Source organism: Streptomyces mabaensis, assembly GCF_053763515.1.
This window is the reverse complement of the sequence record NZ_JBSOPZ010000011.1, coordinates 118,454-137,783: the sequence shown is the minus strand read 5'-3', so window position 1 is coordinate 137,783 and position 19,330 is coordinate 118,454. Positions and strand designations below refer to the sequence as shown.

Annotated in this window: 19 protein-coding genes; 9 read left to right on the top strand and 10 right to left on the bottom strand. The window is 73.6% G+C overall.

The genetic code is table 11. From position 1 onward, the window contains the following. Positions 1–6: 6 nt before the first annotated feature. On the bottom strand, positions 7–834 hold the full coding sequence (locus ACWV17_RS12385; RefSeq protein ID WP_455359702.1) for an AEC family transporter: 828 nt from the start codon (positions 832–834) through the stop codon (positions 7–9). A 96-nt stretch (positions 835–930) separates the two neighbouring features. On the opposite strand from ACWV17_RS12385, the gene ACWV17_RS12380 reads away from it, so the two are divergent. After that, the gene (locus ACWV17_RS12380) at positions 931–2,085 is read left to right on the top strand and encodes a methyltransferase (protein WP_455359701.1); all 1,155 of its coding nucleotides are present in this window, start codon (positions 931–933) and stop codon (positions 2,083–2,085) included. A 47-nt stretch (positions 2,086–2,132) separates the two neighbouring features. On the opposite strand, the gene ACWV17_RS12375 is transcribed toward ACWV17_RS12380, so the two are convergent. Together ACWV17_RS12375 and ACWV17_RS12370 are read right to left on the bottom strand one after the other, a co-directional pair. After that, positions 2,133–2,930, bottom strand: a complete 798-nt coding sequence (locus ACWV17_RS12375; RefSeq protein ID WP_455353306.1) for a VOC family protein — start codon at positions 2,928–2,930, stop codon at positions 2,133–2,135. Positions 2,931–3,012: 82 nt separating this feature from the next. Continuing rightward, positions 3,013–4,467: a dihydrolipoyl dehydrogenase family protein gene (locus tag ACWV17_RS12370; RefSeq protein WP_455359700.1), complete on the bottom strand. Its 1,455-nt coding sequence runs from the start codon at positions 4,465–4,467 to the stop codon at positions 3,013–3,015. A gap of 116 nt (positions 4,468–4,583) precedes the next feature. Between ACWV17_RS12370 and trxA the strand changes: the two genes are divergently transcribed. Next, a complete protein-coding gene (gene trxA / locus ACWV17_RS12365) occupies positions 4,584–4,946 on the top strand; it encodes a thioredoxin (protein WP_455353308.1) in 363 nt (120 codons plus the stop codon). Between the two features lie 107 nt (positions 4,947–5,053). Here trxA and ACWV17_RS12360 read toward each other — a convergent pair whose 3' ends face one another. The 3 genes from ACWV17_RS12360 to ACWV17_RS12350 all read right to left on the bottom strand — a co-directional run bounded on the left by ACWV17_RS12360 (position 5,054) and on the right by ACWV17_RS12350 (position 9,047). Then, a complete protein-coding gene (locus ACWV17_RS12360) occupies positions 5,054–6,490 on the bottom strand; it encodes an aldehyde dehydrogenase family protein (protein WP_455359699.1) in 1,437 nt (478 codons plus the stop codon). 229 nt (positions 6,491–6,719) lie between these two features. Beyond that, the gene (locus ACWV17_RS12355) at positions 6,720–7,904 is read right to left on the bottom strand and encodes a thiolase family protein (RefSeq protein WP_455359698.1); all 1,185 of its coding nucleotides are present in this window, start codon (positions 7,902–7,904) and stop codon (positions 6,720–6,722) included. Positions 7,905–8,024: 120 nt separating this feature from the next. Then, positions 8,025–9,047 carry a LacI family DNA-binding transcriptional regulator gene (locus tag ACWV17_RS12350; RefSeq protein WP_455353311.1) on the bottom strand — a complete coding sequence of 341 codons (1,023 nt, stop codon included), beginning with the start codon at positions 9,045–9,047 and terminating at the stop codon, positions 8,025–8,027. 209 nt (positions 9,048–9,256) lie between these two features. Between ACWV17_RS12350 and ACWV17_RS12345 the strand changes: the two genes are divergently transcribed. Then, complete coding sequence (locus tag ACWV17_RS12345; protein WP_455359697.1) at positions 9,257–10,720, top strand: amidase; 1,464 nt, start codon at positions 9,257–9,259, stop codon at positions 10,718–10,720. Here the strand turns inward: ACWV17_RS12345 and ACWV17_RS12340 are convergent. Beyond that, positions 10,706–11,620 carry a hypothetical protein gene (locus tag ACWV17_RS12340; protein WP_455359696.1) on the bottom strand — a complete coding sequence of 305 codons (915 nt, stop codon included), beginning with the start codon at positions 11,618–11,620 and terminating at the stop codon, positions 10,706–10,708. The genes ACWV17_RS12345 and ACWV17_RS12340 overlap by 15 nt on opposite strands. A gap of 147 nt (positions 11,621–11,767) precedes the next feature. Here ACWV17_RS12340 and ACWV17_RS12335 point away from each other — a divergent pair, with 147 nt between their 5' ends. Continuing rightward, entirely contained in the window at positions 11,768–12,226 is a 459-nt protein-coding gene (locus ACWV17_RS12335) for a type II toxin-antitoxin system PemK/MazF family toxin (RefSeq protein ID WP_455353314.1), read from the top strand. Here ACWV17_RS12335 and ACWV17_RS12330 read toward each other — a convergent pair. Continuing rightward, a complete protein-coding gene (locus ACWV17_RS12330; RefSeq protein WP_455359695.1) occupies positions 12,211–12,396 on the bottom strand; it encodes a hypothetical protein in 186 nt (61 codons plus the stop codon). The two genes, ACWV17_RS12335 and ACWV17_RS12330, sit on opposite strands and share 16 nt — an antisense overlap. Before the next feature lie 239 nt (positions 12,397–12,635). Here ACWV17_RS12330 and egtA point away from each other — a divergent pair, with 239 nt between their 5' ends. Genes egtA through egtD form a run of 4 tightly spaced genes read left to right on the top strand, consistent with a single transcriptional unit; the run spans position 12,636 to position 16,946 of the window. Further along, positions 12,636–13,898 (top strand): ergothioneine biosynthesis glutamate--cysteine ligase EgtA, encoded by a 1,263-nt coding sequence (egtA, locus tag ACWV17_RS12325; protein ID WP_455359694.1) that lies wholly within the window; start codon positions 12,636–12,638, stop codon positions 13,896–13,898. Next, a complete protein-coding gene (egtB, locus tag ACWV17_RS12320; RefSeq protein WP_455353316.1) occupies positions 13,895–15,232 on the top strand; it encodes an ergothioneine biosynthesis protein EgtB in 1,338 nt (445 codons plus the stop codon). Before egtA ends, egtB begins: the two co-directional genes overlap by 4 nt. Beyond that, positions 15,232–15,987, top strand: a complete 756-nt coding sequence (gene egtC / locus ACWV17_RS12315; protein ID WP_455359693.1) for an ergothioneine biosynthesis protein EgtC — start codon at positions 15,232–15,234, stop codon at positions 15,985–15,987. The genes egtB and egtC overlap by 1 nt, the downstream gene beginning before the upstream one ends. Then, positions 15,984–16,946, top strand: coding sequence for an L-histidine N(alpha)-methyltransferase (gene egtD / locus ACWV17_RS12310; RefSeq protein ID WP_455359692.1), 963 nt, complete (start codon positions 15,984–15,986; stop codon positions 16,944–16,946). Before egtC ends, egtD begins: the two co-directional genes overlap by 4 nt. On the opposite strand, the gene ACWV17_RS12305 is transcribed toward egtD, so the two are convergent. Continuing rightward, the gene (locus ACWV17_RS12305; RefSeq protein WP_455359691.1) at positions 16,841–17,743 is read right to left on the bottom strand and encodes a lysophospholipid acyltransferase family protein; all 903 of its coding nucleotides are present in this window, start codon (positions 17,741–17,743) and stop codon (positions 16,841–16,843) included. The two genes, egtD and ACWV17_RS12305, sit on opposite strands and share 106 nt — an antisense overlap. Then, positions 17,740–18,558 (bottom strand): GNAT family N-acetyltransferase, encoded by an 819-nt coding sequence (locus ACWV17_RS12300; RefSeq protein WP_455359690.1) that lies wholly within the window; start codon positions 18,556–18,558, stop codon positions 17,740–17,742. The genes ACWV17_RS12305 and ACWV17_RS12300 overlap by 4 nt, the downstream gene beginning before the upstream one ends. A 287-nt stretch (positions 18,559–18,845) precedes the next feature. Between ACWV17_RS12300 and ACWV17_RS12295 the strand changes: the two genes are divergently transcribed. Next, entirely contained in the window at positions 18,846–19,322 is a 477-nt protein-coding gene (locus ACWV17_RS12295) for a hypothetical protein (protein ID WP_455353321.1), read from the top strand. Positions 19,323–19,330: the final 8 nt, after the last annotated feature.

The window sequence follows — 19,330 nt, the reverse complement described above, 5'->3', positions numbered from 1 at the left end:
GCGGAGCTATGGGTGGATTCGGCCAACGCGGCAGATGTGCGTGCCTGGGGGCACCTCCCAGCGGTAGCTGGGGGAGACGGGAGCCCAGCATGATCGCCCGGACAGAACCTGGGCGAGCAGCGGCTGTGCGACGAGCTTCAGTGCCACCAGTACGTGCCGCTCGGTCCGGCCTTCGGCGTCGGACCGGGCGCGAGCGGCCAGCGACATGCCGAGGGCGAAGAGCGCCGCGGGCACCGCGGCGCCGCCCAGCATCTGCAGGGGCGCGGTCATCTCGGCGGGCAGCGGCCGGCCCAGCGCGGACACCGCCAGCCCGCCGGCCGACGCGGCGATGACCGGGTTACGGAACGGCAGCCGCAGCAGGCCCGCCCACCGCTCCCGGGCTCCGCGCCGCGCGTCGAGGTCGATGAGGACCAGGATCAGCGGCGTGATCAGCAGCGTCTGGAACAGTGCGGCGGCCACGACGAACGAGGTGTCGTTCAGGACGTGGACCGCCACCGGGATGCCGAGGTTCGCCGAGTTCACATAGGCCGCCGCCATCGCGCCTATGGTCCGGTCGGCGCGCCCGCGCCGGAACACCCAGCGGCCCAGCAGCAGGCCCACCGCGAACACCGCGAGCAGGCTGACCGCGAACACCAGCACACCCGGCTGGGCCAGCTCGGCCGGCCGTGACCGCGACATCGTCAGGAACAGCAAGGCCGGCATGGCGAAGGTGAACGCGAAGCGCCCGAGGACCGTCTGCGCGTGGGAGCCGAGCACGTTGAACCGGCCGGCCGCCCAACCGACAGCGGTGACCGCCCAGATGGGCAGAAACCCGGAAAGCACCGACCCCGTCACGCCGCCAGCATGCCGCAGCCGCCGCGCGCTGCATCGGCCGCCCCCGTCCGGTGCGGTTCTTCCGTACGGCCGGTGCTCGGTTAGCCTGAGCGCACGATGAACCGTTTGACGACGTCATGGGGCGACTTCACCCTCACCCGCTTCCCCGAGGACTCCCGCGACCCGCTGCGCGCCTGGGACGCCGCCGACGAGTATCTGCTGCGGCACATCGCGGGCATCGATGCCGCTCCCGTGGACCTGTCGGGCACCGTCGCCGTGCTGGGTGACCGGTGGGGCGCCCTGGTCACGGCGCTGGCCGGGCACCGGCCCGTACAGATCACCGACTCGTACCTGACCCAGCAGGCCACCCGGGCCAACCTGGCCCGGGCCGGCGTCGACGCGGACGCGGTACGGCTGCTGACGACCAGGGACACGCCGCCCGAGCGCATCGACGTCCTGCTGGTGCGCGTGCCGAAGAGCCTCGCGCTGCTGGAGGACCAGTTGCACCGTCTTGCGCCCCGGGTGCACGCGGGGACCGTCGTCGTGGGCACGGGCATGGTCAAGGAGATCCACACCTCGACGCTCCGGCTGTTCGAGAAGATCCTCGGCCCCACCAGGACCTCGCTCGCGGTGAAGAAGGCGCGGCTCATCTTCTGTACGCCCGACCCCCAGCTCGCCCGGGTCCCCAGCCCGTGGCCGCGCCGCTACGCGCTGCCCGCCGACGTCGCCGCCGCGCCGGGCCTGCCCGTCACCAACCACGCGGGCATCTTCTGCGCGGAACGGCTCGACGTCGGCACCCGGTTCTTCCTGAACCACCTGCCGCGCAGCCGGGGCCGGGAGCGGGTGGTGGACCTCGGCTGCGGCAACGGCGTGGTCGGCACGGCGGTGGCGCTGGCCAACCCGGAGGCCGAGCTGCTGTTCCTCGACGAGTCGTACCAGGCCGTGGCATCGGCGGAGGACACCTTCCGGGCGAACGCCGGCCCGGACACGAAAGCCGGGTTCCTGGTGGGCGACGGGCTGTCGGGGGTACCGGCCGGGTCGGTCGACCTGGTGCTGAACAACCCGCCCTTCCACACCCACCAGGCGACGACCGACGCGACCGCCTGGCGCATGTTCGCCGGCGCGCGGGACGCGCTGCGTTCCGGCGGGGAGCTGTGGGTCATCGGCAACCGGCACCTGGGCTACCACGTGAAGCTGCGCCGGCTGTTCGGCAACTGTGAAGTGGTCGCGAGCGACCCGAAGTTCGTCGTGCTGCGGGCCGTCAGAGACTGACGGCCCGCAGGACGGCGTCACGAGAGATCACGCGACATCACGAGACGTTACGAGACGTCGGACATCTTGGGCATGTCGCCCTGCGTCGTCGACATGTCGATGACGGAGAAGGCCGCGCCCTGCGGGTCGGTCAGCGCCGCGAACCGGCCGAACGGCGTGTCCATCGGCCCGAACTGCAGCTTCCCGCCCCGCTGCGTCGCCTTCGCCACCGCCTCGTCGCAGTTGTCGACCGCGAAGTAGACGTTGATGTACGGCGGGACCTCGGGCGGGAAGTCGGTACCCATCTTCATACGCCCGAGAACGGTCTTGTCCCCGAGGTTGAAGATCCTGAAGTCGACCTCGTCGTCCTCCATCCGCTGTGCGCGGTAGGAGAACACGGCGGGGAAGAAGGCGTCCGACTTCTCGGGCTCGCGGGTGAAGACCTCGGCCCAGGCGAACGAGCCGGACTCGCCCTGCTGCTCGAAGCCCTCGTGGGTGCCCGCCTGCCAGACGCCGAAGACGACACCGCTGGGGTCCCGCGCGATCAGCATCGAGCCGAAGTCGCCGACCTGCATGGGTTCCATCACCACCTGACCGCCCGCGTCACGGATCTTCGCGGCGGTCGCGGCCACGTCGTCGGACGCGAGGTACAGGCACCAGGCCGACTGGCTCTCCTGGCCGGGCATCGGCGGGACGACGGCGGCCACCGCCTTGCCGTCCTTGTACGCCTGGGTGTAGTTGCCGTACTCCGACGCGCTCTCGCCGAAGGTCCAGCCCAGCACGTCGCCGTAGAAGCTCTTCGCGCCCTCCACGTCCGTGAACATCGCGTCGATCCAGCACGGAGTGCCCTCGGGTTGTACGGCCATGACTCTTCACTTCCTCCTGCACGGGCGGATGGTCCGGTTTGTCACGCTAGCCAGTCCCTCCGGGATCCGCGCGCGGAACGCGCTACCGCGCCCGGTGACTCTCCGCCTGATTCCGGTAGGTCTCCAGCAGCCGCAGCCACACCTCACTGATCGTCGGGAACGCCGGTACCGCGTGCCACAGGCGCTCCACCGGTACCTCTCCGGCGACCGCCACGGTCGCGGAGTGCAGCAGCTCGCCGACGCCGGGGCCGGCGAAGGTGACGCCGAGCAGCACCTCGCGGTCGAGGTCGACGACCATCCTGGCCCGGCCGCGGTAGCCGTCGGCGTACAGCCCGGCGCCCGCGACCGACCCGAGGTCGTAGTCCACGGCCCGCACCCGGTGACCCGCCCGCTCCGCCTCGGCCAGGCTGAGGCCGACCGCGGCCACCTCGGGGTCGGTGAACACCACCTGCGGCACGGCGGCGGTGTCCGCGGTCGCCGCGTGCGCGCCCCACCGGTCCGAGTCCAGCAGGGGCACGCCCTGCGCGCGGGCGGCGATGGCCGCTCCCGCGATGCGGGCCTGGTACTTGCCCTGATGGGTGAGCAGCGCCCGGTGGTTGACGTCGCCGACCGCGTAGAGCCAGCTGCTGCCCTCCACCCGGCAGCTGTCGTCCACCGGCAGCCACGAGCCCGGCTCCAGGCCCACCGTCTCCAGGCCGATGTCCTCGGTGCGGGGGGCCCGGCCGGTCGCGAAGAGCACCTCGTCCGCCTCGATCCGCTCGCCGCCGGCCAGCACCACCGACACCGGGCCCGTTCCGTCGTCGCGTACGACCGCCTCGACCGGTGTGTCCGTACGGACGTCCGCGCCGGCCTCCCGCAGGCTCCGCGCGACCAGCTCACCCGCGAACGGCTCCATCTTCGGCAGCAGGCCCGGCCCGCGTACCAGCAGGGTCACCCGGGAGCCGAGCGCCTGCCACGCGGTGGCCATCTCGGTGCCGACGACCCCGCCGCCCACCACCACGAGCCGCTCCGGGACGTGGTGCGAGCTGGTCGCCTCCCGGCTGGTCCAGGCCTTGGCCCCGGCGAGGCCGGGCAGCTCGGGCAGTACGGCCCGGCTGCCGGTGCTCACCACCACGGCGTGCCGGGCGGCGAGCACGTGGTGCTCGCCCTCCGGGCTGGAGACGGTCACCTTCCTGGTCCCGTAGAGGCGGCCGTGCCCCCGGTAGAGGTGGGCGCCGATGGAGTCCAGCCAGCCGACCTGGCCGTCGTCCTTCCAGTGCGCGGCCTGCTCGTCGCGGTGGGCGAGGACGGCCGCCGTGTCGAGCGGCCCCTGTACGTACCCGTTCAGCCCCGGGACCCGCCGGGCGTCGGCCCGTGCGGTCACCGGGCGCAACAGGGCCTTGCTGGGCATGCAGGCCCAGTACGAGCATTCGCCGCCGACCAGCTCGCTCTCCACGACCGCTGTGCTCAGACCGGCGGCGCGGGCGCGGTCGGCGAGGTTCTCCCCGACCGGCCCCGCGCCCAGGACGACGACGTCGTACTCCACGGCTTCAGTCATGCAGTCAGTCTGGTGCCGGGTGTGCGCCGGGGCCACATGGGAAGCCGGAATAGGAAAGTGCCGAGGGCCGTTGTGCCGGACGGCTTCACCCGCAGGCCAGGAAGAGAGACCACGTAATGGCCACTGTTGAGCTCACCAAGGAAAACTTCGACCAGGTCGTCACGGACAACGACTTCGTCCTGATCGACTTCTGGGCTTCCTGGTGCGGCCCGTGCCGGCAGTTCGCGCCGGTCTTCGAGAAGTCCTCGGAGGCCCACCCGGACCTCGTTTTCGCGAAGGTCGACACGGAGGCCCAGCAGGAGCTGGCGGCGGCCTTCGAGATCCGGTCCATTCCGACCCTCATGATCGTCCGCGACAACGTGGCGGTCTTCGCGCAGGCCGGGGCGCTGCCGGAGGCGGTACTGGAGGACGTGATCGGGCAGGCGCGCGCTCTGGACATGGACGAGGTCAAGGAGAAGATCGCCCAGGAGTCGAAGTAGGGCGGGTCGGCGCGACAGGCCCGGGTCCGCGCCTGGCAGGGCGGCGGACCCGGGCCTTGTGCAGCACAGCAGGCCGCTGATCGGCCGCGGCTCAGAAGGGGCGCTGCTCAGAAGGGATGGCCGGCCGGGTCGCGGCGGACCGTCGTCCAGCGCAGCTCGGTGAAGGCGTCCAGGTTGGCCTCGCCGCCGAACCGGGCCCCCGTGCCGGAGGCGGCGACGCCGCCGAAGGGCGCGACCGCCTCGTCGTTGACCGTCTGGTCGTTGATGTGGACGATGCCGGTCGGGATGCGGTCGGCGAGTTCCAGGCCGAGTGCGGTGTCGCGGGTCACGATGCCGAGTGACAGACCGTACGGGCCGGCCGCGGCGAGGGCCACCGCCTCGTCCAGGGTGGTGAAGGAACGTACCGGCGCGACGGGGCCGAAGACCTCCTCGGTGTACGCGGGGGTGTGGTCGTCGGCGCCGGCGATCACCGTGGGCCGGTAGAAGAGGTCGCGGTGGGTACCGCCGGCGACGAGCTTGGCGCCGTGTGCCGTGCTCGCCTCGACCAGGCCCTGGATCTTGTCCAGTTGGCCGCGGTCGATGACCGGGCCGAGGTGGACCGTTTCGCGGTGCGGGTCGCCGACGGCGAGGGAGTCGGCCTTGGCGGCGAGCCGTTCGACGTACTCGTCGTAGAGCGAGGCGTGCACGAGGTGGCGGCCGGTCGTCATGCAGATCTGGCCCTGGTGGAAGAAGGACCCCCAGGCGGCCTGTCCGACGGCCTCCTCCGGATCGGCATCCGCGAGGACGACGAGCGCGGAGTTGCCGCCCAACTCCAGGTGGACGCGCTTGAGATGGCGTCCGGCCGCCTCGCCGACCGCGCGGCCCGCTGCAGTGGATCCGGTGAACGAGACCACGGACACGCAGGGCTCCTCGACCAGCGCCCGGCCGGTCGCGGCGGCGCCGGGCAGGACGTGCAGCAGATGCTCGGGCAGCCCCGCCTCGGCGAAGACGGCGGCGAGGCCGAGACCGCCGCAGACCGCGGTGCGCGGATCGGGCTTGAGCAGGGCGGCGTTGCCGAGCGCGAGGGCGGGTGCCACGGATCGTATGGACAGGATCAGCGGGGCGTTGAAGGGGGCGATCACACCGACGACCCCGGCCGGGACGCGGCGGGTGTACGACAGCCGTGGAGCCTCGCTGGGCAGCACCTGGCCGGTGGGGCGGGAGGCGAGGGCGGCGGCCTCGTAGCACTCCTGGGCGGCGACGTGCAGTTCGAAGTCGGCCTTGCCGGGGACGGAACCGGATTCCCGGACCAGCCACTCGCGCAGCTCCGGGGCGTGCGTGGTGAAGAGGTCGCCGGCGCGCCGCAGCACCGCGGCCCGCTCGACGTGGGGGGTACGGGCCCAGGCCGCCTGCGCGGCGCGCGCGGCCCGGGCGGCGGGGCCGACGTCCGCCGGGCCGGCCAGGGTGACGGTGGCGAGGGTCTCCCCGGTCGCGGGCTCGACGACGGCGGACTCACCCCCTGACAGCGGGTGCGGCTGCCAGGTCTTCGGGTCGAGCAGAGGCATGGGCGGTCTCCGATCCGTCATGAGCCGAGGAAGTCCCGTGCGGCGTGCCTGCGGTGGTGCACGCTCGCCGCCGGGTGGGCGCCGGCGGCGATGTACGCCGTACAGGAGCATGCCGTCCGGCAGCACCCTACGTGGGCCGAAGTACCCTCGGGCGACGGGGAGTTGAAATGGGCCAGGGGCTGTCCGGCGTATCAGGGCCCTGAGCCGCCGGACAGCCCCTGGGTCCCGGTCAGCGCTCCAGGACCAGGGCCAGCCCCTGGCCGACGCCGATGCAGAGCGCGGCGAGTCCGGTGCCGGAGCCGGCCGCGGCGAGCTGGTGGGCGACCGATCCGGCGAGGCGGGCGCCGGAGGCGCCGAGCGGGTGGCCGATGGCGATGGCACCGCCGCGCGGGTTGACCACGGCGGGGTCGAGGTCGGGCCATTCCGCGAGGCAGCCCAGGGACTGGGCGGCGAAGGCCTCGTTGAGCTCGAAGGTGGCGAGTTCCGCGAAGGACCGGCCGGCCTTGCCGAGCGCACGCTGCACGGCCTCGACCGGTCCGAGCCCGAAGTGCTGCGGCTCGATGCCGGTGACCGCGGAGGTGCGGATCCGGGCCAGCGGTTCCCGGCCGGTCTCCCGCAGCCCGTCCTCGTCGACCAGCAGCAGGGCAGCCGCGCCGTCGTTGAGCGGGGAGGCGTTGCCCGCGGTCACCGTGCCGGACTCACGGAACACCGGCTTGAGCTTGGCGAGTGCCTCCATCGTGGAGGACTCCCGGATGCACTCGTCGCGGACGAGATCCGCACCGGCGTACGGTACGACCTCGCCGTCGTACAGACCGGCCGCCCAGGCCGCGGCGGCCTTGCGGTGGCTCTCCAGCGCGAAGGCGTCCTGCTGTTCGCGTGTGATGCCGTGCTTGTCGGCGATCAGTTCGGCGCCCTCGCCCAGGGCGACGGTCCACTCCTCGGGCATGCGCGGGTTGGTCATGCGCCAGCCGAGGGTGGTGGAGTGCAGCTGCTGGTGTCCGGCCGGGAACGCGCGCTCCGGCTTCTGCATCACCCAGGGCGCGCGTGACATCGACTCGACGCCGCCGGCGATCGCGACGGAGGCGTCTCCGAGTGCGACGGCACGGGCCGCCTGGATCACGGCTTCGAGGCCCGATCCGCACAGCCGGTTGACGGTGACGCCGGGAACGGTGACCGGGAGGCCGGCGAGCAGGACGGCCATGCGCGCCACGTCGCGGTTGTCCTCCCCCGCGCCGTTGGCGTCACCGAACACGACGTCGTCGATCCTGGCCGGGTCGAGCGCGGGAGTGCGGTCCACCAGGGCGCGTACGACGTGAGCCGCCAGGTCGTCCGGACGTACCGAGGCGAGCGCGCCCCCGAACTTGCCGATCGGGGTGCGGACGGCGTCGACGATGTAGACGTCGCGGATGCTCATCGGTTCTCTCCTGGGGCGGGCCGGCGGACACCATGTCCGTCCGGGGTTCAAGCAGAACTGTGGTCCATACACTCGATGCGCTCGAAGTCTCTGCTCACCGCACCGGCGTGTCAACGGGCGTCAGCTGGACTCCCGGGGGACCGCCCTGGCCGCGATGAGGGCGTGCTGCTCTGGCGCCGCGCCCGGTTCGCGTACCGCCCGGTCGACCAGCGCCGCCAGCCGGTCTCCCGTGGTCATCTCCACCTGTACGGTGCTCAGCCGCGGCCGCAGCAGGGTGCCGAGCAGCAGATCGTCCGCGCCCATCACCGCGGTCTCGCCGGGGATGTCGATGCCGGCGTCCTGAAGGGCGCGCATGAGCAGCATCGCGTACTCGTCGTTGTACGCGAACACGGCGTCCAGCCCGAGATCGCGCCAGCGTCCGGCGAGGGCGGCCGCCGATTCCTCCGTATAGCTCATCGCCAGTGGCTCGATTCTTGCGCCCCGGCCGGCCGCGGCCTCCCGTACGCCCTCCAGCCGGGGGCCGGAGAACATCTCCAGGCCCGGCTCGGCGGGCATGATCACGCCGAGCCCGCGGTAGCCGCGCTCCAGCAGATGTTCCGCCGCGCAGCCGCCGATCTCGCGCTGGTCCATGAGCAGGGCGTGCGCGCCCTCCACCCGGGTGGCGCCCAGCGTGATCACCGCGCGGGCACCCGAGCGCTTGAGCACCTCCACGTTCTGTGGGCTCAGGGCGATCTCGCCGAGGGAGATCACCGCGACGGGCCGCAGCTCCGCCCAGGCGCGGGCGGCCTGGTCACCGCTGAGGCCCAGGCTGCCGTACTGGACGACGGTGTAGTCGAGCCGGCGCAGGGCCCACTGCAGTTCGTTGAAGAACCGGCTGAAGAGGGGGCCGACCGGCACGTGGGAGGTGGGCAGCAGCACGATGCGGGTGTGACCCGCGCGGAGGCTGCGCGCGGCCGCGTGCGGCACATAGCCGAGCTCCTCGGCGGCCTCGCGGACGCGCCGGCGGGTGGCCTCGCTGATCCGTACGGCCGAGGTGTTGTTCAGGACGTACGACACGGTTGCCCGGGACACGCCCGCCAGGCGCGCGACATCGGCACTGGTCGGGACGGGGCGGGCAGCCGGCGGCTTCGGTGACTGAGACATTGCGCTGGCATCCTTCCAGACCGGGCGGAGCCGGGGTCTGGCGGATGGCCGGAAACGAACCCTGAGCGAACCCTGTCGGTGACCTCCTCATGGTGACACGATTCAGTTGCCGCTCGGCCTCCTCGCCACGACGGTCCGCCGCAGTGCATGGCCGGAAGGCCTCCGCCCGGCTAGGGTTCTTACCTACCGAGCGGTAACGGGGAGGTCCGGTGTCGGAAAAACGTACTGCGGGTCTGGTCACCACGGTCCGGCTGCTCGCCGACGGCCAGGTGTCCGCACGGGAGTTGACGGAACAGACACTGGCCCGGATCGAGGCGTCGCAGCCCACGCTCAACGCCTTCCGGATCGTCCGCGCCGAGGCGGCGCTCGCCGAGGCGGACGCCGCCGACCAGCTGCTGGCCGCGGGCGAACGGCTGCCGCTGCTGGGCGTGCCGATCGCCGTCAAGGACGACATGGACGTGGCCGGGCTGCCCACCGCCTTCGGCTGCGCCGGGGTCTTCCCGGCCAAGACCGCCGACAGTGAGGCGGTACGCAGGCTCAGGGCGGCCGGCGCCGTCATCGTCGGCAAGACGAACACCCCCGAGCTCGGGCAGTGGCCGTTCACCGAGGGCCCGGCCTTCGGTGACACCCGCAACCCCTGGGACCTCGGCCACACACCTGGTGGCTCGTCGGGCGGGTCCGCCGCCGCGGTGGCCGCCGGCCTCGTACCCGCGGCGCTCGGCTCGGACGGTGCGGGGTCCGTCCGGATCCCGGCGGCCTGGACCCATCTCGTGGGCATCAAGCCGCAGCGCGGCCGCATCTCCACCTGGCCGGACGCCGAGTCGTTCAACGGAATCACCGTCAACGGCACCCTGGCCCGTACGGTCGCCGACGCCGCGCTGCTGCTGGACGCGGCGAGCGGACAGCACGCCGGGGACCTCCACCGGCCGGACGCCATCGACGCGGTGGCGGCGGCCGGCCGCGAGCCGCGCCGGCTGCGGATCGCGCTGTCGTTCCGGATGCCGTTCACGGCGACGCCGCACAAGCAGCTCGACCCCGAGGTGCGCGCGGCGGTGGAACGGCTGGCCGGCCGGCTGGAGGCACTGGGCCACGAGGTGGTACCGGCCGACCCCCGGTACGGGCAGATCGGCCTGGCCTTCGTACCGCGCGCGACCGCGGGCGTGCGCCAGTGGGCGGCCCGGGTGCCGGACCCCGCGCTGCTCGATCCGCGCACCCGCGACGCCGTGCGGCTGGGCGGTCTGCTGGGCGGCGGCCCCCTGCGGGCGGCGCGCCGGGTGGAGGCGGTTCTCCAGCGCAGGGTCGGCGAGATCTTCGGCCGCTTCGATGTGGTGCTGACCCCGACCACGGCCACTCCCCCGCCCCTCATCGGCGCCATGTGGCGGCTGAACGGCCTGCGGACGGACCGGGCGATGATCGCGGCGTGCCCGTACGCGTGGACGTGGAACGTACTGGGCTGGCCGGGGGTGAACGTGCCGGCCGGTTTCACCCGGGCCGGCCTGCCCCTGGGCGCGCAGCTGCTCGGCCCCGCCGCGAGCGAACCGCTGCTGATCTCGCTGGCCGCCCAACTGGAGGCGGACCAGCGGTGGTTCGAGCATTGGCCGACGCCGGCGGGCGAAGGCGCCGCGGACCGGAACCCGGACCGGAACCCGGACCGGGACTCAGTCAGCGGCTGACTCCGCGAGAGGTTCGAAAACGGGCAGCCGGAACGACAGCAACCGGCCCTCGGCGCGGAAGCCGGCCGCCCTCAGGGCATCCGGGGAGGAGTCCCAGCCCTCGCCGGAGAGCGTGGTCACTCGCCGGACCTGGGGGTGGCGGGCGCGCAGCTCGTCGAAGAGATGAACGGCGAGTGCGGTGGTCTCCACGTCGCTGATGCCGGCCCGGACGAACCACATCGACACCCGCGGTCCCACCTCGACCGCGTGGACGACCCCGCGCAGGGCGCGGCCGTCCCACAACCCGGCGGCGAGCCGGGGGGTGTCCGGGCCGCTCAGCTCCGCGGTCACCCGGGTGTCGTCCCAGCCTCGCCCCTGCGCGTGGCGGTAGAGATCCACGTACGCGTGCAGCAGGTCGCCGGTGGGCGGCAGGGTCAGCCGGATCGGTGCGCCCGGGGAGACCGGGTGCGCGGTCCCCCAGGTGGCGGGCTCGGCCACCCAGAAGTGACCGCTCTCCCGCGCGGAGGCGCCCAGCTGCGAGGCGACCCGGGCGTTCACGTCATCGGGTGTGCCGAGCCAGCCGAGTCCGGTGCGGCCGAGCGCGCGCACCTCCGCGACGGCGGTGCGGATCAGGTACGCGTGGGTGGCGTCGTCGTCGGGGGCGGTGACCACGACCGCCATGATCGTGTCGGGGCCCTCGTGCTCGGTGTCGCCGTCGAGCATCGCCCAGCCGACGGGTTCGGCGTCCTGGTACGCGATCAGGGTGGGCAGCTGCGTGGGGCCGGTCCAGCGGGCGCGGAAGACCGGGAGGTCCACCGGCTCCGCCGCCCAGGCCAGCATCTTGGCGTGCAGGGCGGGCCGTGTCTGTGCCGCCTCCGCCAGGTCGTACACGACGCGCAGGGTCATCTCGCCTCGGGGCACGGTTCCTCCAAGGGCCACGGCCCTCCAGGGGCTGGGGGCCTTGAGGCAATTGTGTCTCCGCGGCCCGCTTCCGGCGCGGGGCGGTCGCGCCGCAGGCGCGGCCGGCGTGACGGCCGGCGGGGCGGCCGGCGGGACTACGGTGACCGGGTGACGACCTCTCTCGATGCTCCCGGCTCCTCCGACTCCCCCGGCCGCAGCGGACCGGCGGCGACGACCGAGGCCGACCCCCGCGACGTGGGCCCGGTACGCACCTCGTACGCCCCGGACCGCGACGGCGACCCCGACCCGGGCGAGATCGTGTGGACCTGGGTGCCGTACGAGGAGAACGACGGGCGGGGAAAAGACCGGCCGGTGCTGGTGGTGGCGCGGGAGGCGGCCGGTACGTTGCTCGCCGTGCAGCTCTCCAGCAAGCAGCACGATCACGACCGCGAGTGGGTCGCGATCGGAGTGGGCCCGTGGGACCGCGCCGGACGGGAGTCGTGGGCCGGTATCGACCGGGTGCTGCGGCTGCACGAGGCCGGAATGCGGCGGGAGGCGTGCGCCCTCGACCGGCCGAGGTTCGACCGGGTCGTCCGGCGGCTCGCCGAGCGCTACGGGTGGGCCTGATCCGCGAAGGCGCCGGCGAACGCCACCCGAGTGGGTGAACCGGTCCGGCGGTCCAGTACGCCGAGGACGCCCCCCTCAAGGTGCCCGGCGAACCGGCCGTCCCCGGTGAGCAGCGGCGGCGGGGCGGGCTCCGGCCCGAACGTCCTGGTGCCGGCCTCGGTGGCGGCCATGGCCTCCGGGAGAGGCACCTCGCGCCCGGAGGGGGGACCGGTATCCCCCGACCGCTCACCCGGCCTCCCCTGACCGTTCATGCGAAAATCGTCGGAGATCGACTCCGGCGGACGCACATGGGTTTCCAGGAGCGAAGGACACTCTTGTGCGATCCGGCGGCAGTGGCTTAGGTGGGTCGGAGCCGTGCGCCCCGGCCCGGGGCGAGTCCGGTCATGGTCTTCGACAGGAGGATCCGGCCATGCAAGAAGGCGACTGTACGGAGCAATCAACCCCGGTCACCGAGGCCGGAGTGGAGGCACTGCTCCGGTGCATCTGCTTCAAGACAGGCCCACCGCGCACCCTCGGGGTCGAGCTCGAATGGCTCGTCCACGAACTGCGGGGCCCCCAGCTCCCCGTCTCGTCCGCCCGCCTCGAAGAGGCCTACCACGCTCTGCGGGGCGTGCCCCTGCAGTCACCCCTCACCGTCGAACCCGGCGGGCAGCTGGAGCTCAGCTCGCTCCCCGCCGACTCGCTGATGGCATGCATCAGCTCCGTCTCCACCGACCTGGACACCGTGCGCGGCGTCCTGCGCGGCCTGGATCTCACCCTGGCCGGCCTCGGTCAGGATCCCTGGCATCCGCCGCGCCGGCTGCTGCACAAGCCCCGTTACGACGCGATGGAGGCGCACTTCGACCGGACCGGCCCGGCGGGCCGCGCCATGATGTGTTCCTCCGCCTCCGTCCAGGTCTGTCTGGACGCCGGTTTCGAGGAGCCGGGTCCCCTCGGCCACGGGCGCCGGTGGCGGATGGCCCATCTGCTGGGCGCGGTGCTCGTGGCCGCGTTCGCCAATTCGCCGGTGCACCGCCGGCGCCGTACCGGCTGGCGCTCCACCCGGCAGGCGCTCTGGGCCGAGATCGACCCGGTACGGGCCCTCGCGCCGCCCCTGGACGAGGAACCGCGGGCAGCCTGGGCCAGGCATGTCCTGGACGCCCCGGTGATGTGCGTGCGGGCGGCGGAGGGTCCCTGGACCGCTCCGGACGGGCTCACCTTCCGGGAGTGGATACGCACCGGCGGGCCGCGTCCGCCCACCCGTGAGGACCTCGACTACCACATGACCACGCTCTTTCCGCCGGTCCGCCCGCGCGGGCATCTCGAACTGCGCATGATCGACGCGCAGTCGGGCGAGAACGGCTGGATCGTCCCGCTCGCGGTCACCGCGGCGCTCTTCGACGACGCCGAGGCGGCGGAGACGGCCTACCGCACCGTCAAACCGCTGGCGGAGACGGCGGGCCCGATGCAGGCTCCGCGCAACCCGCTGTGGATCAACGCGGCGCGGTACGGCCTGGCCGATCCCGAGCTGCACGCGGCGGCCGTCAGCTGCTTCGCCGCGGCCATCGAGGCGCTGCCCCGCCTGGGCGCGTCCGACGAGGTGCGAGACGCCGTCGTCGCCTTCACCGACCGCTATGTGGCGCGCGGCCTGAGCCCTGCCGACGACCCGTACTGGAAGGACGTCCGACCGTGACCGACCCCGACGTGACATCCGCCGCGATCCCCGACGCCTCCGCCGACGGGCTGCGGCAGCGGGCCCTGCACGCGCTCAGCGCGGCACGGGACCGCACCGGCGCGCTGACGGAGTGCGTGGACGAGCCCGATCTGACCGCCCAGCACTCGCCGTTGATGTCCCCGCTGGTCTGGGACCTCGCGCACATCGGCAACCAGGAGGAGCTGTGGCTGCTCCGGGCGGTCGGCGGACGCGAGCCCATGCACCCCGAGATCGACCCGCTGTACGACGCGTTCGAGCACCCCCGCGCCATGCGGCCCTCGCTGCCGCTGCTCGCCCCCGCCGAGGCCCGGGGGTACGCCGCCGAAGTACGCAGCCGGGTCCTGGACCTCCTGGAACGCAGCCCCCTGGAGGGCGGACCGCTGCTCGACGCCGGCTTCGCCTTCGGGATGATCGCCCAGCACGAGCAGCAGCACGACGAGACGATGCTGATCACGCACCAGCTGCGGCGCGGGGAGCCGGTGCTCGGCGCGCCGGAGCCGCCCGCGCCGGAGGGCGCTCCGGTACGCGCCGGCGAAGTGCTGGTGCCGGGCGGCCCGTTCGCCATGGGCACCTCCACCGAGCCGTGGGCGCTGGACAACGAGCGGCCCGCCCACCACCGCTTCGTCCCGTCGTTCTTCCTCGACACGCTGCCGGTGACCAATGGCGCGTACCAGCACTTCATCGCCGACGGCGGCTACGAGGAACCGCGCTGGTGGGCCCCGGAGGGCTGGGAGCAGATCCGCAAGCACGGCCTGGGCGCGCCGCTGTTCTGGCGCCGCGAGGGCGGCCAGTGGCTGCGGCGGCGCTTCGGGGTCGTCGAGCCCGTACCGGAGGACGAGCCGGTACTGCACGTCAGCTGGTACGAGGCCGATGCCTACGCGCGCTGGGCGGGCCGGCGGCTGCCGACCGAGGCCGAGTGGGAGAAGGCGGCGCGGCACGACCCGGCGACCGGCCGCTCGATGCGCTACCCGTGGGGCGACGGGGACCCGACGCCCGAGCGGGCCAACCTCGGCCAGCGTCATCTGCGGCCCGCCCGGGCCGGCAGCTATCCGGCGGGTGAATCGCCGCTCGGCGTACGGCAGTTGATCGGCGATGTGTGGGAGTGGACGTCGAGTGACTTCCTGCCCTATCCCGGTTTCGCGGTGTTCCCGTACCGCGAGTACTCCGAGGTCTTCTTCGGCAGCGCTCACAAGGTGCTGCGCGGCGGGTCCTTCGCGGTGGACCCGGTGGCGTGCCGCGGCACGTTCCGCAACTGGGACCTGCCGGTACGGCGGCAGATCTTCGCCGGCTTCCGGACTGCGAGGGATGCCTGATGTGCCGTCATATCGCTTATCTGGGACCGGCGGTGCCGCTGGGCGAGCTGCTCGTGCAGCCGGCGCACAGCCTGTTCCGCCAGTCCTGGGCGCCCCGTCGGCAGCGGTACGGCACGGTCAACGCCGACGGGTTCGGCGTCGGCTGGTACGCCGGGGACGACCCGGTCCCAGGCCGCTACCGACGCGCCGGGCCCGTGTGGGCCGACCCGTCCTTCGCCGACCTGGCCCGGGTGGTCCGCAGCGGCGCGCTGCTGGCCGCCGTACGGGACGCGACCGTGGCGGGCGCCGACCAGGAGGCCTCCGCCGCGCCCTTCGCCGACGGGCGGTGGCTGTTCAGCCACAACGGCGCGCTGCGCGGCTGGCCCCGGTCGGCGGAGCAGCTCGCCGCGGCGCTGCCGACGGCAGCGCTGCTGTCCCTGGAGGCACGCAACGACTCGGCACTGGTCTGGGCGCTCGTACTCCATCGGCTGCGGGCGGGCGACGAGGCCGGACAGGCGCTCGCCGACACCGTGCGCGACCTGGCCGCGGCCGCCCCCGGTTCGCGGCTGAACCTGCTGCTCACCGACGGCGAGACGATCACGGCGACCGCCTGGGGCGACAGTCTCTGGTTCCTCGCCGAGCCGGGCCGCCGCACGGTGGTCGCCTCCGAGCCGTACGACGACGATCCGCACTGGCGCGAGGTGCCCGACCACACCCTGCTCGCGGCCACCCGCACCGACGTTCTGCTGACCCCGCTCAAGGAGCCTTCCGCGTGAGCCCGTTCCTGATGACCCGCACCCTGCCCGAGCACGCCACCGAGGCCGATCTGCGCGCCGACGTGCTGCACGGGCTGACCCGCACCCCGAAGGCGCTGCCGCCCAAGTGGTTCTACGACGCCCGGGGCAGCGAGCTGTTCGAGGAGATCACCCGGCTCCCCGAGTACTACCCCACCCGCGCCGAGCGGGAGATCCTGCTCGCGCGGGCGCCCGAGATCGCCGTCGCGACCGGGGCGCGCACGCTCGTCGAGCTGGGCTCCGGATCCTCCGAGAAGACCCGGCATCTGATCGAGGCGCTGCCGGACCTGCATTCCTATGTGCCGGTCGACGTCAGCGAGAGCGCGCTCACCGGCGCGGCCGAGGCGCTGCTGTCCGACCACCCGGGGCTGTCGGTGCACGCGCTCATCGCCGACTTCACCCGTGGTCTCGCGCTGCCGGGGACCCCGGGGCCGCGGCTGGCCGCGTTCCTCGGCGGCACGATCGGCAATCTGCTGCCCGCCGAGCGGTCCGCGTTCCTGAAGTCCGTACGGTCCCTGCTGTCGCCCGGCGACGCCCTGCTGCTGGGGACCGACCTGGTGAAGGACGAGGCCACGCTGGTGGCCGCGTATGACGACGCGCAGGGCGTCACGGCCGCCTTCAACAAGAACGTGCTGGCCGTCATGAACCGGGAACTCGACGCCGATTTCGACCCGGACGCCTTCGACCATGTGGCCGTGTGGGACCGCGACCAGGAGTGGATCGAGATGCGGCTGCGGGCGCGCGGCGCGCTGACCGTGAAGATCCGGGAGCTGGACCTGGTGGTGCACTTCGAGGCCGGCGAGGAGATGCGGACCGAGGTGTCGGCCAAGTTCCGTCAGGAGGGCGTACGCACCGAACTGGCCGCCGCGGGGCTGGCGCTGAGCCAGTGGTGGACCGATGAGGCGGGCCGGTTCGCGCTGTCGCTGGCGACCGCTGTCTGAGCCGCCCGCGCGAGGGAGCGGCGGTCGGCGTGCCGGCCGGCCGGGATCCGGGGCAGCAGCGTGATCTCGGCGACCAGTCCGCCGGCCGTCGCGACCCGCCACAGGGACGCGAGCAGGGTGTCCTCGCCCACGAAGGCCGCGGCCGAGGCCGTGGCCGAGGCGGGCCCCGTACCGTCCAGCCGGTAGCTGATCCGTACCGGCTGGACGGGCGCCCCGGCGTCCAGTGCGGCCTGGAAGGCGGCGGGCCGGAACCGGCCATGCTGCCGCCCGCACCAGGTACTGCCCTCCGGGAAGACGACCACCCGGGAGCCGTCCCGCAGCGCCCCGGCGATCCGGGCGACGGTGGCGGGCAGGGCGCGCAGCCGGTCGCGGTCGACGAAGAGGGTGCCGCCGCGGGCGGCGACCGGGCCGAGCACCGGCCACCGGCCGATCTCGCTCTTGGCCAGCATGCGGCCCGGCTGGACGGCCGCGATCAGCGGGATGTCCAGCCAGGAGATGTGGTTGGCCACCACCAGCATCCCGGCTTCCGTCCCGGTGCCGGGCCGGTTCGCCGGGCGCCCGAGGACCCGGGTCCGTACCCCGAAGGCCCGGACGACGGCCGCGGCCCAGGCCCGGGTGAGCCGGTCGCGGCGGGCCGCGGGCAGCCGTCGTACAGCCGGGCAGAGCAGCACGCCCGCCAGCACCAGCGTGATCGCCGCCAGCAGCCGGGCCACCGCGTGCGGCACGGCGGCCGCCGGGCCCCGGTGCTGCGCGCACAGCCGTGGGGTGCACGGCGCGCTGGGCAGCCAGGCGCTCATCGCGCCGGGGCGAGGGAGAGGAAGTGCCGCAGGTAGCGCGGGTTGGTGCGGCGCAGCGAGAGCAGGACGTACAGATCGGCCACGCCGAACTCCGGGTCGTGCGCGGGCTCTCCGCAGACCCAGGCGCCGAGCCGCAGATAGCCGCGCAGCAGCGGCGGGAGCTCGGTGCGGGCGGGGACGGTGATGCCCTCCGGGGTCCACGGCCGGTGGGGGGTGACGCGGTACTCCTCGGGCGCGAGGTTCTTGGCCAGCACCGTGGCGCGGGTGCCGGCGGCCAGGGTGCCGCCGTCCGCGAGCGGCAGGGAGCAGCAGCCGGCCAGCCAGTTGTGGCCGGTGCGCACCATGTAGCGGGCCAGGCCCGCCCAGATCAGGCCGATCACGGCGCCGTTGCGGTGGTCGGGGTGGACGCAGGAGCGGCCGACCTCGACGAGGTCGTCTCGTATCCCGGCGAGCCGGCCGAGGTCGAACTCGCCCTCGGAGTAGAGCCGCCCGGCCACCGCGGCGCGCTCGGGGGGCAGCAGCCGGTAGGTGCCGACCACCTGTCCGGTGCGCTCCTCGCGGACGAGCAGGTGGTCGCAGTACGCGTCGAAGGCGTCGGAGTCCAGGCCCGGCTCGGGGCCGGTCAGCCGGGCGCCCATCTCGTCCGCGAACACCAGGTGCCGCAGCCGCTGGGCGGCGCGGACATCGGCTTCGTCGCGGGCGAGTTCGACGACGTACCCGGGGAGGGCGGCGCCGGGCGCCGGGGCGGCGGCCGAGGTGGGGGCGGCCGGTGCGGCAGGGGCGGGGAGGGTGGCGTGAGCGGTTGTGACGGTCATGGCGGTCTCCTGGGCCGGGCGGGTGCCAGGCCCGTGGGGTGACGGCCTGGCTCCCTACTTCTTCCGTCACCGGCTGGACTCGACGTGACCTTTTCGCGGAGCGCGGATGTGCGGCTGTTGAATGGCTCGGGATTCAGCACGTCCCGGTCACGCCCCCGGTGGCCGGGGGGGCGGTGCCAGGGCACGCGAGCCCGGCTTGATCCAAACGAGAGGCCCTAGGCTGAAGGGGCAGCGCACGCCTCGTACGACCGACGCCCCCACCGGACCGATCAGGGAGGGCCCCGCCCATGAGTTCGTCGTCCGTCCACGTCGCCGACTGCGACGGCCTGATCATCCCCTTCGCGCGCCGGGCCGACGCCGAGGCCGTCGCCGCCCAGTGGAACATCGACCACGCCGCCGCTCCCTCCGAGGGCCGGCGCCGGCCGGCCACGGTGGTGGAGGTCGACGCGTGGCACGGAGAGGGCAAGGTGTGGGACCGCATCCCCGGATACGGGCTGATGTGGGCGGCGACCGTCTCGTACCTCCCGGACGGCGAGTGCGTCCGGGAATGGCCGGTGTCGGGCCGATGGGCCTGGGAGTTCGAGGAGAACGACTACACCACCGCCGACGCGGAGTGGGTCACCCTGTACCGCCCCGGACCGGACGCGGTCACCGACGCGCACGCACGCGGCAGCGACCGCGACGCCGTGGCGGAGGCGTACACGATCGCCCGTGCCGAAGCGCTGCGCCTGTGCGGCGGCCACCCGGGTGCCGCAGCTCCCTAGGTCCAGCG